Annotated in this window: 11 protein-coding genes; 7 read left to right on the forward strand and 4 right to left on the reverse strand. The window is 72.6% G+C overall.

Translation table 11 applies throughout. The features are described 5' to 3' along the window. Positions 1 to 252 precede the first annotated feature (252 nt). Genes ACSC1Q_RS17925 through ACSC1Q_RS17935 form a run of 3 tightly spaced genes read left to right on the forward strand, consistent with a single transcriptional unit; the run spans position 253 to position 3,336 of the window. Complete coding sequence (locus tag ACSC1Q_RS17925) at positions 253 to 1,596, forward strand: type III polyketide synthase (RefSeq protein WP_436759839.1); 1,344 nt, start codon at positions 253 to 255, stop codon at positions 1,594 to 1,596. A gap of 7 nt (positions 1,597 to 1,603) precedes the next feature. Then, positions 1,604 to 2,326, forward strand: a complete 723-nt coding sequence (locus ACSC1Q_RS17930; protein ID WP_436759840.1) for an isoprenylcysteine carboxyl methyltransferase family protein — start codon at positions 1,604 to 1,606, stop codon at positions 2,324 to 2,326. Beyond that, the gene (locus tag ACSC1Q_RS17935; protein ID WP_436759841.1) at positions 2,323 to 3,336 is read left to right on the forward strand and encodes an NAD(P)/FAD-dependent oxidoreductase; all 1,014 of its coding nucleotides are present in this window, start codon (positions 2,323 to 2,325) and stop codon (positions 3,334 to 3,336) included. The genes ACSC1Q_RS17930 and ACSC1Q_RS17935 overlap by 4 nt, the downstream gene beginning before the upstream one ends. A gap of 125 nt (positions 3,337 to 3,461) precedes the next feature. On the opposite strand, the gene ACSC1Q_RS17940 is transcribed toward ACSC1Q_RS17935, so the two are convergent. The 3 genes from ACSC1Q_RS17940 to ACSC1Q_RS17950 all read right to left on the reverse strand — a co-directional run bounded on the left by ACSC1Q_RS17940 (position 3,462) and on the right by ACSC1Q_RS17950 (position 6,539). Beyond that, a complete protein-coding gene (locus ACSC1Q_RS17940) occupies positions 3,462 to 4,328 on the reverse strand; it encodes a hypothetical protein (protein ID WP_436759842.1) in 867 nt (288 codons plus the stop codon). A 95-nt stretch (positions 4,329 to 4,423) separates the two neighbouring features. Next, the gene (locus tag ACSC1Q_RS17945; protein ID WP_436759843.1) at positions 4,424 to 4,558 is read right to left on the reverse strand and encodes a hypothetical protein; all 135 of its coding nucleotides are present in this window, start codon (positions 4,556 to 4,558) and stop codon (positions 4,424 to 4,426) included. 145 nt (positions 4,559 to 4,703) lie between these two features. Continuing rightward, positions 4,704 to 6,539 carry an AMP-dependent synthetase/ligase gene (locus tag ACSC1Q_RS17950; RefSeq protein WP_436759946.1) on the reverse strand — a complete coding sequence of 612 codons (1,836 nt, stop codon included), beginning with the start codon at positions 6,537 to 6,539 and terminating at the stop codon, positions 4,704 to 4,706. Between the two features lie 180 nt (positions 6,540 to 6,719). Here ACSC1Q_RS17950 and ACSC1Q_RS17955 point away from each other — a divergent pair, with 180 nt between their 5' ends. Together ACSC1Q_RS17955 and ACSC1Q_RS17960 are read left to right on the forward strand one after the other, a co-directional pair. Then, positions 6,720 to 8,219, forward strand: a complete 1,500-nt coding sequence (locus ACSC1Q_RS17955; protein WP_436759844.1) for a peptide MFS transporter — start codon at positions 6,720 to 6,722, stop codon at positions 8,217 to 8,219. Positions 8,220 to 8,274: 55 nt separating this feature from the next. Continuing rightward, positions 8,275 to 8,886, forward strand: a complete 612-nt coding sequence (locus ACSC1Q_RS17960) for a trimeric intracellular cation channel family protein (RefSeq protein WP_436759845.1) — start codon at positions 8,275 to 8,277, stop codon at positions 8,884 to 8,886. 10 nt (positions 8,887 to 8,896) lie between these two features. On the opposite strand, the gene yczR is transcribed toward ACSC1Q_RS17960, so the two are convergent. Then, a complete protein-coding gene (yczR, locus tag ACSC1Q_RS17965) occupies positions 8,897 to 10,333 on the reverse strand; it encodes a MocR-like transcription factor YczR (RefSeq protein WP_436759846.1) in 1,437 nt (478 codons plus the stop codon). Between the two features lie 74 nt (positions 10,334 to 10,407). On the opposite strand from yczR, the gene yczE reads away from it, so the two are divergent. Further along, positions 10,408 to 11,052, forward strand: coding sequence for a membrane protein YczE (gene yczE / locus ACSC1Q_RS17970; protein WP_436759847.1), 645 nt, complete (start codon positions 10,408 to 10,410; stop codon positions 11,050 to 11,052). Between the two features lie 9 nt (positions 11,053 to 11,061). Beyond that, a complete protein-coding gene (locus tag ACSC1Q_RS17975) occupies positions 11,062 to 12,822 on the forward strand; it encodes a glycoside hydrolase family 15 protein (protein ID WP_436759848.1) in 1,761 nt (586 codons plus the stop codon). Positions 12,823 to 12,972 lie beyond the last annotated feature (150 nt).

A 12,972-nucleotide genomic window follows, 5' to 3' on the forward strand; every position in this document is an offset into this window, starting at 1 on the left:
TCGTAGGCGGGAACCTCACGGAGCGCGGGCCCCGCTCGCCGGTCGTCCACCTCACGAAGCCGGAGCGCGGCTCTCGCGCGGACATCGCGGAGGTGGAACATGACTCTCGTACGGACTTCGCGGAGGCGGAGCGCGGCTCCCGTAGGGCCGGAACGCCGTGGCAGGCGGGCATGAAGGGCTTCGTGACGCATGCGGGACGCGGCAGGTGGGCAAAAGGGAGGTGTCCGCTGTTCGCGAGCCGGGGGTTACCAGATGACGCGAATCGTCGCTGTCCGCGGCGCACTCCCGCCGAACCACCACTCCCAGGCAGAGATCACCGACGCGTTCGCGCGAGCGTGCCTTCCCGAGGGTGCCAGCCGTCTGCTGCTCGACAGGCTGCACGCCTCCGCGCGGGTGGAGTCGCGGCACCTGACGCTGCCGCTCGAACGGTACGCCAAGCTGGACGGCTTCGGCGCGGCCAACGACGCCTTCGTGGAGACGGCGGTGGAGCTGGGCGTCGAGGCGGTGGGCGGGGCGCTACGGGACGCGGGGGTCCTCCCCGAGGACGTGGACATGATCCTCTTCACCTCGGTGACCGGTGTCGCGGCGCCCTCGGTGGACGCCAGGCTGGCCGGGCGGCTCGGGCTGCGCCCGGACGTCAAGCGGATACCGGTCTTCGGCCTGGGCTGCGTCGCGGGGGCGGCCGGGATCGCCCGCCTCCACGACTACCTGCGCGGCTGGCCGGACCATCTCGCGGTGCTGCTCTCGGTCGAGCTGTGCTCCCTCACCCTGCAGCGCGGTGACGCCTCCATCGCCAACATGGTGGCGAGCGCCCTGTTCGGCGACGGGGCGACGGCCGTGGTGGCCTGCGGCGACGAGTGGCGGCCACGGCGTACCGGATCCACCGCGTCCTCTGTGGCCTTCCGCGCCGCCGGGGCGAACGGCGCGTCCGCGACGACGCGGCCCGCGGGACCCGCCGGGTTCTCTCCGACGAATCCGGCAAACATCACGAAACCAACGAACGGCTCGTCCGCCGCGCACCACCGGCTCCCCCTCTCGGAACCCTCCACGTCCTCGGGAGCCGCCTGGTCCTCCCCCGCGACCGGCGCGCCCGTGACGCACCAGTGGCTCCCCGAACCGCTGGGAGCGCTCGGGGTCCCGGAGTCGCCGGCCTCGACGACGGGGCCGACGGTGGTGGCCTCGCGCAGCCACCTGTACCCGGACTCCGAGCACGTGATGGGCTGGCACGTCGGCGACACCGGCTTCCGCGTGGTGCTCGACGCGAGCGTCCCCGAGGTGGTGCGCACCTACCTGGCGGACGACGTGCACGGCTTCCTCGGCGACCACGGCCTGAGGGTCGAGGACGTGACGGCGTGGGTCTGCCACCCGGGCGGGCCGAAGGTCCTGGAGGCGGTGGCGGAGACGCTGCGGCTTCCCGAGGGCGCGCTGGACCTCACCTGGCGCTCGCTCGCGGCGATCGGGAACCTGTCCTCGTCCTCCGTCCTGCACGTCCTGCGGGATACGCTCGCCCTGCGGCCACCACCGCCGGGCACGCCGGGGCTCCTCCTCGCGATGGGGCCGGGCTTCTGCTCCGAACTCGTACTGCTGCGCTGGTAGGAGCCCGATGTCCTGGCATCTGTCGTCCTGGTACCTGCTGCTGGTGCTGCTCGTCGGCCTGGAGCGGGTCGCCGAGCTCGTCGTCGCGCGCCGCAACGCGCGCTGGAGCACGGCGCGCGGCGGGGTGCTGTCCGGGCAGGGCCACTACCCGTGGATGGTCGTCCTGCACACCGGCCTGCTCGCCGGATGCCTGATCGAGGCGGGCCTGGCCGACCGGCCCTTCGTTCCCGCGCTCGGCTGGCCGATGCTCGTCCTGGTGGTCGCCGCGCAGGGTCTGCGCTGGTGGTGCATCACCGCGCTGGGCCCGCAGTGGAACACCCAGGTCATCGTCGTGCCCGGTCTGCCGCCGGTGCGGCACGGCCCCTACCGGCTGCGGTGGCTGCGCCACCCCAACTACGTCGCGGTGGCCGTCGAGGGGGCCGCGCTGCCCCTGGCGCACAGCGCGTGGGTCACCGCGCTGGTGTTCACCGTGCTCAACGCCGCGCTGATGGTGGTACGGATCCGCTGCGAGGAGGAAGCCCTGGCCTCGCTCGCCACGACGCCGCCCGCCACCGCGACGACGGGAGCCGCGCCGCCGGTGGACGCGCCGCCAGGGGACACGCCACCGGGGGGCCCGCCGCCCACCGCGTCGGCGGGAGTCGCGCCGCCGGTGGACGTACCACCCTCCACCGTGGCGGCGGAGACACCGCCCGCCGGGGCGCCACCGTCCACCGGCGGGGCACCGGCGTGATCGACGTCCTGATCGCGGGCGGGGGGCCGGCGGGGCTGGCCACCGCGATCCACGCCGCGCTGGCCGGGATGGAGGCGGTCGTCGTCGAGCCCAGGGCCGTACCGGTGGACAAGGCGTGCGGCGAGGGGCTGATGCCCAGCGGGACCGCCGCCCTGGGGTCGCTGGGGGTACGGGTCGAGGGCAGGCCGCTGCGCGGCATCCGCTACCTGGACAGCCGGTACGCGGTGGAGGCGACGTTCCGCGACGGGTCGGGCCTGGGCGTGCGGCGGACCGCGCTGCACGCCGCGCTCGCCCGGCGGGCGCGGGAGCTGGGCGTGCAGGTCGTGCCCGGCAGGGTGGACGGCGTGCGGCAGGACGGCCAGGGGGTCGAGGCGGCGGGTCTGCGCGCCCGCTGGCTGGTCGCCGCGGACGGCCTGCACTCCCCGCTGCGCGCCCTGCTCGGGCTGGAACTGCCGGGGCGCGGGCCGCGCAGGTACGGGCTGCGGCGGCACTATCCGGTCGCGCCGTGGACGGACTTCGTCGAGGTCCACTGGGCCGCGGACGGCGAGGCGTACGTGACGCCGGTGGGCGAGAACCTGGTGGGCGTCGCCGTGCTGAGCTCGCGGCGGCGCGGCTACCCGGAGCACCTGGCGGACTTCCCCGCGCTCCTGGAACGGCTGGAGGGACCGGCCGCGACCCCGGTGCGCGGCGCGGGGCCGCTGCGCCAGCGGGTGCGCGCCCGGGTGGCCGGCCGGGTGCTGCTCGTCGGTGACGCGGCCGGCTACGTCGACGCGCTCACCGGGGAGGGGGTGTCGCTCGCGCTGACGTCCGCGCGGCTGCTGGTCGACTGCCTGCGGGCCGGTACGCCGGGGTCGTACGAGGCCGCCTGGCTGCGGCTGTCCCGGCGGCACCGGCTGCTCACCGGGGCGCTGGTGGGCACCCGCCGGTACTGGACGGCGGGACGGCTGATCGTCCCGGCCGCCCGGCGGATGCCCTCCCTGTTCGGCGCTGCGGTGCACGCCCTGGCCTGAAATGGCCTGGCCTGGCCTGGTCTGATCCGGGCCGGCCTGGCCTGGTCTTGCCTGGCATGGCCTGTCTCGCCGGTCGGCCGGGGCTTTTTCCCCGCCCGGACGGCCTGGCGATCCGTGGGAGACGCCTAGCGCGTCACCTGGTGGACGATGCCCAGCCTGGGGGCGTAGTGGCTGGTGCCCTGGAAGCGGAGCCGCCACTCACCGCCCGTGCGGTCGCCCACGGTCCGGGCGAAACGTCCGTGGGAGTCGGTCGTGGCACCGGCCACCCTCGTCCATCCGGCCTTCTCCCCCGGCCGGTGCAGGATCTCGACGGGCTGGCCGGGGAAGGGCGCGTAGTCGAGATCCCCCTGCGGGTCGACCCGGTTCAGCACGCCCGTCACCCGAACGCCCGAGTCCCCCCTGACCGCCTCCACCCCGCCGAACCTGGTCAGGCGCTTCAGCAGGAAACCCGTGTGCCCGGTGACCTCGGCGCCGTCCGCGCCCCTGGCGGTCACGGAGACCGTCCACGGTCCTGCCGGGTACCAGCGGCTCAGGCTCTTCTCCGGGGCAAACCGCCAGGTCACCCAGCCCTCCCCCGGGCGGGAGACGATCCTCCCCGCCGTCTCCCGCGCCGCCTCGGCCGCGCCGGGTCCGAGGCGGGCGGCCACGATCGGGCCGGGTGCCGGTCCGGGCGCGAGGACGGGCCCCCGTCCGGGTCCCGGCCGGGCGGACGCCCCGGGGCGTGGCGCGGTGACGGGGAAGGACGGGCCCGCCGAGGCGGGAGGCGCGCCGGGCTCGACCTTGATCCTCACGCCCTCGGGGCCGGTGACGCCCCGGGCCACCACCTCTATCACCATGCGTACGGAGTCGGCGGGCCCGACCACGGGGGTCGCGGGGCGCAGGGTCACCGAGCGGATCGTCAGGTCCTCGACGGCCGCGGCCGGGGCTCCGGCCGGTACCGGCAGGGTCACCGCCCCGGCCGCCAGGGATGCGAGAAGGACTCTCATCGTCATGATCAGGACGCTAGGAGGCCGCCGGTAACAAGCAGGTAGAGGACACACGCCCCGTTGGGCAAAACGAGAGCCGTCCTGCGGGAAAAGCCCCGGGGTCAGGCCCAGACGCTGCCGCCGGGCCCGAACCTCCGGAAGGCGATCACGGTGCCGGGCATCGGCAGGTACCGGAACACCGGGACACCGGAAAGGAGAACCCGGCGCCCGGCGACGGCGGGCGCCGGGCGGCTCATGAGCGGCTTCCCGGTCTCCTCGTGGTCGGCTCTCGCACACGCCACACGATCGGCTCTCGTACACGCCGTGCGATCAGCCCTCGCGCACGCCGCGCGATCGGCTCTCGCACACGCCGTGGGCCCAGCCTTCGCGCACGCCGCGCGATCAGCCCTCGTACATGCCGTCGATGATCTCCGCGTACTTGGCGTGGATGACGCGGCGCTTGAGCTTCAGGCTCGGGGTGAGCTCGGTGCTCTCGGCCGTCCACTCCACCGGCAGCAGGCGCCAGCGCTTGATCTGCTGGACGCGGGCCAGCTTCTCGTTGGCGACGGCGACCGCGCCCTCGACGGCCTTGAGGACGTCGGGGTGCTCGGCGAGGTCGGCCAGGGTGGTGAACGAGACGCCGTTGGACTGCGCCCAGCCGGGGGCCACCTCGCCGTCGAGGGTGAGGACCGCCACCGGGTACGGCCTGCCGTCGCCGTAGGCGAGGGCCTGTCCGATGAGCGGGTGCTCCTTGAGGTGGCTCTCGATGTTGGCCGGGGAGATGTTCTCGCCCCCGGAGGTGATGATGAGCTCCTTCTTGCGGTCGACGATGCTGACGAAGCCGTCCTCGTCGACGGAGCCCACGTCCCCGGTGTGCAGCCAGCCGTCCTCGTCGAGCAGCTCGGCGGTGGCCTCGGGGCGCCCGAGGTAGCCGCGGGTGTTGGCCGGGCTGCGGGTGATGATCTCGCCGTCCTCGGCGATCCGCACCTCGACGCCGGGGCCCGCCTGGCCGACCGTGCCGAGTTTGTAGCGTTCCGGGGCGTTGGCGGTGAACGCGCCGGTCGTCTCGGTCATGCCGTACACGTCGAGGACCCGCAGGCCGAGACCGGCGAAGAAGCGCTGGACCTCCAGCGGCATCGGCGCGGCGGCGGTGGCGAGCCAGCCCGCGTTGTCGAAGCCGATCATCGACCGGATGATCGACAGCAGCGCGGCGTCGGCCCGCTCGTAGGCGGCGAGGACCTCGGCCGAGGGAGTGCGCCCGTACTGGTTGGCCTCGATGTAGGCGAGCCCGGCGGCCATCGCCTGGCGCACGCCCTCCTGCTGCTCCTCGGGCTGGGTGGCCAGCAGCGCCTGCAGCCGGGCCATCATCTTCTCCCACACGCGCGGCACGCCGAAGAACAGCACCGGCTTGACCTGGCCGAGGGTGGCGCCGAGCTGGGCGAGGTCGGTGCAGAAGTGGGTGTGGGAGAACTTGAAGAGCGGCAGGTAGAGGCTGAGCACCCGCTCGGCGATGTGCGCGTAGGTGAGGTAGGAGATCTGGGTACCGTTGCTCGGCAGCTCGGCCATCCGGTTGGTGGCCACGACCTCGAAGAACACGTTGGCGTGGGTGAGCGGCACGCCCTTGGGGTTGCCGGTGGTCCCGGAGGTGTACAGGACGGTGAGGACGTCGTCGGCGGTCACCGCCCGCCAGCGGGCGTCGACGGCGGCGGGGTCGGCGGCGAGCGTCTCGCGGCCGAGGGCGAGGAAGTCGTCCCAGGAGACGAACCGGTCGCCGTCCGGGGCGCCCTCCAGCACGATGACCTTGCGCAGCCCGGGGAGCTCGTCCAGGACCGGCTCCCACCTGGCCAGGTCGGCCGGTCCGCCGAGCACCGCGATCCGCGCCGCGACGTCGGCGGCCACGAACGCCACCTGCTCGGGCGCGAAGGTCGAGTAGACAGAGCAGGAGACGGCTCCGGCGTGCACCGCGCCGAGGTCCGCCAGCACGTGCTCGCTGCGGTTCACCATCATGAGCGCGACCGCCTCGCCGGGCTCCAGCCCGAGGGCGGCGAAACCGGCGGCGATCTCCAGGACCCGCTGCCTGGCCTCGGAGTACGTGAGGGTGGACCAGCCCCCCTCGACCGGGTCGGAGTACGCGGGCGCGCCGGGATTGCTCTCCGCCGCCTCCTTCAGCTGACCGCAGACCGTACGGCCCGCGATCTCCCTCTCGATCGCCGCCCGCTCCTCAAGGACACCGGCCATGACGCGCCTCCAGAAAGTGCTCACTTGCACGAGTGGCATGCATCGCACCACATGCCGTTCCCCTTGGACAAGCCCCTGAAAGGGAGAAGAAACGCCACATTGCACAACCGGCTTTCCCGCCCGGAGAGGACGCGTACGTAGAGTTAGCCTCTGATCACGTGCCGACGTTCGGGGGGACGCATGCCATCGGGAACACGGGCTCGCGAGAGGACCTTCTTCGGGCACCCGCGCGGCCTCGCCACGCTGTTCGGCACCGAGATGTGGGAGCGCTTCAGCTGGTACGGCCTGCGGGCCATCCTCGCCACCTTCATGGCCGCCTCCCCCGCCACGGGCGGCCTCGGGCTGACCGAGCAGACCGCCCAGGCGATCATCGGCATCTACGGCGCCCTCATCTATCTCGTCGCCCTGCCCGGCGGCTGGATCGCCGACCGGGTCCTCGGCGCGCGCAGGGCGGTGCTGTGCGGCGGCTTCGTCATCATGTGCGGCCACATCAGCATGGCCGTCCCCGTCGAGACCGGCGCCTTCGTCGCGCTCGGCCTGTTCCTCATCATCGCCGGGACCGGGCTGCTGAAGCCCAACATCTCCACGATGGTCGGCAAGCTCTACCCGCGCGACGACGACGCGCGCAGGGACGCGGGCTTCTCGATCTTCTACCTCGGCATCAACATCGGCGCCTTCATCGCCCCCATCGTCGTGGGCCGGCTCGCCGAGGGCGACCGCTGGCACCTGGGCTTCGGCGCGGCGGCGGTCGGCATGGCGCTGGGCCTGGTCCAGTACGTGCTGGGCAGGCGCCACCTCATGGGCGTGGGCGAGCGTCCCGGCCACCGGATGACCCCGCGCGAGCGCCGGCACTTCACCCTCGCCGTCGTCGCGGCCGTCGTCGTGGCGGGCGGCGCGCTGGCCGTGTGGGGGGCGTCGGGCACCTTCACCCTCGACACGTTCGCCCTGGTGATGACGCTGCTCATCGTGGCCGTGCCGGTGCTCTACTTCGGCTACATCCTGCTGGGCAGCCACAACCTGACCGACGACGAGCGCTCCCGGATGAAGGCCTACGTCTGGCTGTTCGTCGCGGCGGCCATCTTCTGGATGGTCTACGACCTGGCGCCGACCGTGCTGCTGTTCTTCGCCCAGAACAACACGGACCTGTCGCTGTTCGGGCTGCGGATCACCCCGGCGACCACGCAGGCGTTCAACCCGCTGTTCATCATGATCTTCGTGCCGGTCTTCGCGGCGCTGTGGATCAGGCTGGGCAACCGGGTTACCGCTCCCCACAAGTTCTCGGTGGGTCTTTTCATCAACGGCCTGAGCTTCATGATCATGGCTCTCGCCGCCCTGCTGGCCCAGACCGGGAAGATCTCGGTGTGGTGGCTGGTGCTGGTCTACCTCGTCCAGGTCTTCGGGGAGCTGGCGCTGAGCCCGGTCGGGCTCTCGGTCACCACCAAGCTCGCCCCCGAGGCGTTCAAGAGCCAGATGCTCGGGCTGTGGTTCCTCTCCTTCTCGGTGGGCGACGCGGTGGGCGGGCAGACGGGACGGCTGAAGAATCACATGTCGGAGCCCGCGTACTTCCTCACCCTCGCCGCGATCTCCATCGTGGCGTCGCTGGTGCTGCTCGCGTTCGCCGGGAGGCTGCATGCGATGATGCGCGAGCACCGGACGCCGGAGACGGCTCCGGCGCCCTGACGGCCCCACCGACCTCATGGAAAGCATATATATCCGGTCATGGGATGATTTATCAGTGAATAATGTGCTCGATCTCGTCGGGATCTTCGTCTTCGCCCTCTCCGGCGCCCTCGTCGGGGTGCGCAGGCGGCTCGACGTGGTGGGCATGACCGTGCTGGCCGAGATGACCGCGCTGGGCGGCGGGATCGCGCGCGACCTGATCCTGAACGTGCGGCCCGCGGCCTTCTCCAGCGTCGGCTACGTGGTCGTGCCGGTGGTCGCCACCGCGATCGTGTTCTTCTGGCATCCGCAGGTCGAGCGGGTGATGCCCGCGGTGAACGTGTTCGACGCCGCGGGGCTCGGCCTGTTCTGCGCGGTCGGCACCGAGAAGGCGATGTACTTCGGCCTCACCCCGCTGCACGCGGCCCTGCTCGGGGTCACCACCGCGGTCGGCGGCGGCATCCTGCGCGACGTCCTCGCCGGGCAGATCCCCACCCTGCTGTACGACCGCCAGCTGTACGCGGTGCCCGCCATGCTCGGCTCGGCGCTGATGGCGCTGCTCTACACCCTCGGCCTGCACGGCTGGCCGGCCACGGTGGCCGCCGCGCTCCTCGCCTTCGGCCTGCGGATGGCGGCCGTGCGGCTGAGGCTGCGGGCCCCGCTGGCCAGGGGCGTCCCCTCCGACTGAGCCTCCCGCCTCACAGCGTCGGGGTGAGGGGCCCGGCGGGGCGGATGCCGTACGCCCCCCTCAGCCTGGCCTCGGCGATGCGCCGCACGGCCTCGACGAGGACCCGGGGCGGCTGGGTGAAGGGGAGGCGGAGCCGCCCCTCCAGGGTGCCGTCCATCCCGAACCACTGCCCGGGGGCCAGGCGTACCCCCTGGCAGGCCGCCGCGTCGGCCAGCGCGACGGCCGAGGGGCCGGACAGCCGTACCCACAGCGAGCCGCCGCCCCGGGGCGTCAGGAAGCTCCAGTCGGGCATGCGCGCCGCCAGCTCGGCCGCCAGGACGTCCCTGGAGGCGCCGAGGAGGCGGGCCCGCTCGGCCTTGGCCCGCTCGATGTCCTCGAACAGCTCGGCCACCACCAGCTGCTCGAAGAGCGGGCTGGCGATGTCCACGGAGGCGCGGAGCACGGCCAGGCGGCGGACCGTGGCGGCGGTGGTGCGGATCCAGCCGATGCGCAGCCCGCCCCACCACAGCTTGGACGCCGAGCCGATGGTGATCATCCTGCCGTCGGTGTCGAACGCGGCCAGCGGCGTGGCCGAGGCCCCCTCGTCGATCGTCAGCTCGCACCAGCTCTCGTCGACCACCAGCGTGGTGCCGTACCGCCTCGCCGCGGCGGCGAGGGCCGCCCGCGCCGCGTCGTCCATCAGGTGCCCGGTCGGGTTCTGGAAGTCGGGGATGACGTACGCGAGGCGGGCCGCCGACTGGCGCATCGCGCTGGTCAGCAGGTCCAGCTCGCGCCAGCCCTCGTCGGGGACGCCGACCGGGACGATCCTGGCGCCGCGCGTCCTGGCCAGGTCGAGGGCGTGCGGGTAGGTGGGCGACTCCAGCAGCACCGGGTCGCCCCGGGAGAGCAGCATCATGGACACCAGGTGGATGGCCTGCTGGGCGCCGGTGGTGACGAGGATCTGCTCGGGGCGGGTGGCCACCCCGCGCGCGGTGTAGCGGGCCGCGATCGCCTGGCGCAAAGGGGCGATCCCGACCGGGTCGTAGCCCATGCCGAGCGTGTAGCGGGGATACCGGCCGGTGGCCGCGGCGATCGCCCCGGGCAGCGTGGAGATCGCGCTCGGCGCCGCGCTGTGCATCGGCAGCAGCCCGTCGTCCCCGGCGGCGAGCCACGGGTTGTCGGTGCCCAGCGAGCCCGCGTCGGGCAGCGCGGTCCAGCTTCCCGCGCCCTGCCTGCTCTCCAGGTACCCCTGCTCGCGGAGCAGGTCGTAGGCCGAGGTCACGGTGGTGCGGCTCACCCCCAGGGCCTCGGCGAGGTTCCGCTCGGCGGGCACCCGCACCCGCACGGGCAGCCGCCCGTCCAGGACGAGCGACCGCACGGTCCTGGCCAGGACCCGGTAGTACGGCCTGGCGGCGGGGTCGATCGACAGGAGGCGGGCGAGCTGGGGGCCGCTCAGATACCGGTCCATGGCGGCCATCGTAAGGCCACTTCTCATGATTGGCCCTTTTGGTCCGGCATTATGGCCTGGACGATTGGACCATTATGAGCGAACTCTCCCTGCCCGCCCTCGTCTCCCTCCCCAACCGGCTCACCCGCCTGTACGCGGGCCTCGCCCTCTACGGCGTCGGTGTCGCCCTGCAGATCGAGTCGCGGCTGGGCGGCAGCCCCTGGGACGTGTTCCACCAGGGGCTCTCCATCCACATGGGCCTGTCGATCGGCACCTGGATCATCATCGTGGGCGCCCTGGTCATGCTGCTGTGGATCCCGCTGCGGCAGAAGCCAGGGGTGGGGACCCTCAGCAACGTCGTCTTCCTCGGGCTGTTCGCCGACGCGGCGATGTGGCTGCTCCCGGCCCCGGACGCCCTCGCCGCGCGCTGGGCGTACCTCCTGCTCGGCGTCGTGGTCACCGGCGCGGCGACCGGCCTGTACATCGGCGCGGGGCTCGGCCCCGGGCCGCGCGACGGCCTGATGACCGGCCTGAACCGCCTCGGCCTGTCCATCCGCGCGGCGCGCACCGTGATCGAGGTCACCGTGCTGGCCGCGGGCTGGCTGCTCGGCGGGACCGTGGGGGTGGGAACGCTGGTGTTCGCCCTCGCCATCGGGCCGCTGAGCCAGTTCTTCATGCCCAGGACGAAGCCGGGCGCCCAGTTCCTCCGGAGGCCACCGTGGACCGCGCGGAGGCGTTAGCTTCGAGGCATGTGGATCGAGGACTACGCTCTCATCGGCGACATGCAGTCGGCGGCCCTGGTCGGCCGTAACGGCTCCATCGACTGGCTCTGCCTGCCGCGTTTCGACTCGCCCTCCTGCTTCGGGGCGCTGCTCGGCGACAAGAAGAACGGCCAGTGGTGGATCGGCCCCGCGCACGCCGAGCGTCCGCACGCCACCCGGCGCCGCTACCGGGGCGAGACCCTCGTCCTGGAGAGCGAGTGGGACACCCCGACCGGCACGGTGCGGGTGACCGACTTCATGCCCACCCGGCACACCAACCCCGACCTGGTGAGGATCGTGGAGGGCGTGTCCGGCACGGTGGAGATGGCCACCGAGATCCGCATCCGCTTCGACTACGGCCGCATCGTGCCCTGGGTGCGCCGCAGCGACGGCCTGCTGCAGGCCGTCGGCGGGCCCGACTCCGTGTGGCTGCACTCCCCCGTCCCGCTGGAGGGCAGCGACTACGCCCACCGGGCGAGGTTCGAGGTGTCCGAGGGCGACAGCATGGCGTTCGTCTTCACCTGGCACCCCTCGCACGAGCCCAAGCCGGTCGAGATCGACCCGTACGAGCAGCTCGCCGAGACCGACGCGCTGTGGGCCGAATGGGTGGAGCAGTGCACCTACCAGGGGCCGTGGCGCGACGCCGTGGTCCGCTCGCTCATCACCCTCAAGGCGCTCACGTACGCCCCCACCGGCGGCATCGTCGCCGCCCCGACCACCTCGCTGCCCGAGGACCTCGGCGGCGTCAGAAACTGGGACTACCGCTACTGCTGGCTGCGCGACGCCACCATGACCCTGGACGCCCTGATCGGCGCCGGATACCTGGAGGAGGCGGGCGCGTGGCGGTCCTGGCTGCTGCGGGCCATCGCGGGCCGCGCCCAGGACCTGCAGATCATGTACGGCGTCGCCGGGGAGCGCAGGCTGACGGAGCTGGAGCTCGACTGGCTGCCCGGCTACGAGAACTCCCGGCCGGTCAGGATCGGCAACGGCGCGGTCGACCAGCTGCAGCTGGACGTCTACGGCGAGGTCATGAACTCCCTGCACCTGTCGCGCGTCTCCGGTCTTGAGGCCGACCACCGGGCGTGGACCCTGCAGTTCGAGCTGATCTCCTACGTCGAGGCGCACTGGGGCGACCCCGACGAGGGCCTGTGGGAGGTCCGCGGCCCGCGCCGGCACTTCGTGCACTCCAAGGTGATGTGCTGGGTCGCCGTCGACAGGGCCGTCAAGCAGGTGGAGGCCTTCGGCAAGGCCGCCCCGCTGACGCGCTGGCGGGACCTGCGCGACCGCATCCACGCCGAGATCTGCGACAAGGGCTTCGACCCGGTGCGCGGCACCTTCACGCAGTCGTACGGCTCGCGGGAGCTGGACGCGGCCCTGCTGCTGATCCCGATCGTCGGCTTCCTGCCGCCGGAGGACCCCCGCGTGGTCGGGACGGTGGAGGCGATCCAGCGCGAGCTGATGGTCGAGGGCTTCGTGCTGCGCTACCCGGTCTCCCCCGACAACGACGTGGACGGCCTGCCCGGCGGCGAGGGCGCGTTCCTGGCGTGCAGCTTCTGGCTCGCCGAGGCGCTGGCGATGATCGGCCGCAAGGACGAGGCCGTCGAGCTGTTCGAGCGCCTGCTGTCGCTCCGCAACGACGTCGGCCTGCTCGCCGAGGAGTACGACCCCCGCTACGGCCGGATGGTCGGCAACTTCCCGCAGGCGTTCAGCCACGTTCCGCTGATCCACACCGCCCGCGCGCTCAGCTGAACCGGCGACATCCAGGGGGTTCTGTACCGCTTTATCCCTTTTGATTCGGACAAGTCGTGAGAGCGGGATGACTTTTCCGAAATTCGCTAAGAAATCTGGGATTCGGCTGCAACAATCCGGTGCGATCGTGACTCTCATCCGATGTAACAC

It is taken from the genome of Streptosporangium heterodermiicola (assembly GCF_051390675.1).
GTDB lineage: Bacteria > Actinomycetota > Actinomycetes > Streptosporangiales > Streptosporangiaceae > Streptosporangium.

Excerpts from the sequence above, each read along its gene's own strand:
- ACSC1Q_RS17925 (WP_436759839.1), top strand. The coding sequence starts at position 253 with ATGACGCGAATCGTCGCTGTCCGCGGCGCACTCCCGCCGAACCACCAC.
- ACSC1Q_RS17930 (WP_436759840.1), top strand. The coding sequence starts at position 1,604 with ATGTCCTGGCATCTGTCGTCCTGGTACCTGCTGCTGGTGCTGCTCGTC.
- ACSC1Q_RS17940 (WP_436759842.1), bottom strand. The coding sequence starts at position 4,328 with ATGACGATGAGAGTCCTTCTCGCATCCCTGGCGGCCGGGGCGGTGACC.
- ACSC1Q_RS17945 (WP_436759843.1), bottom strand. The coding sequence starts at position 4,558 with ATGAGCCGCCCGGCGCCCGCCGTCGCCGGGCGCCGGGTTCTCCTTTCC.
- ACSC1Q_RS17950 (WP_436759946.1), bottom strand. The coding sequence starts at position 6,539 with ATGGCCGGTGTCCTTGAGGAGCGGGCGGCGATCGAGAGGGAGATCGCG.
- ACSC1Q_RS17955 (WP_436759844.1), top strand. The coding sequence starts at position 6,720 with ATGCCATCGGGAACACGGGCTCGCGAGAGGACCTTCTTCGGGCACCCG.
- yczR (WP_436759846.1), bottom strand. The coding sequence starts at position 10,333 with ATGGACCGGTATCTGAGCGGCCCCCAGCTCGCCCGCCTCCTGTCGATC.
- yczE (WP_436759847.1), top strand. The coding sequence starts at position 10,408 with ATGAGCGAACTCTCCCTGCCCGCCCTCGTCTCCCTCCCCAACCGGCTC.
- ACSC1Q_RS17975 (WP_436759848.1), top strand. The coding sequence starts at position 11,062 with ATGTGGATCGAGGACTACGCTCTCATCGGCGACATGCAGTCGGCGGCC.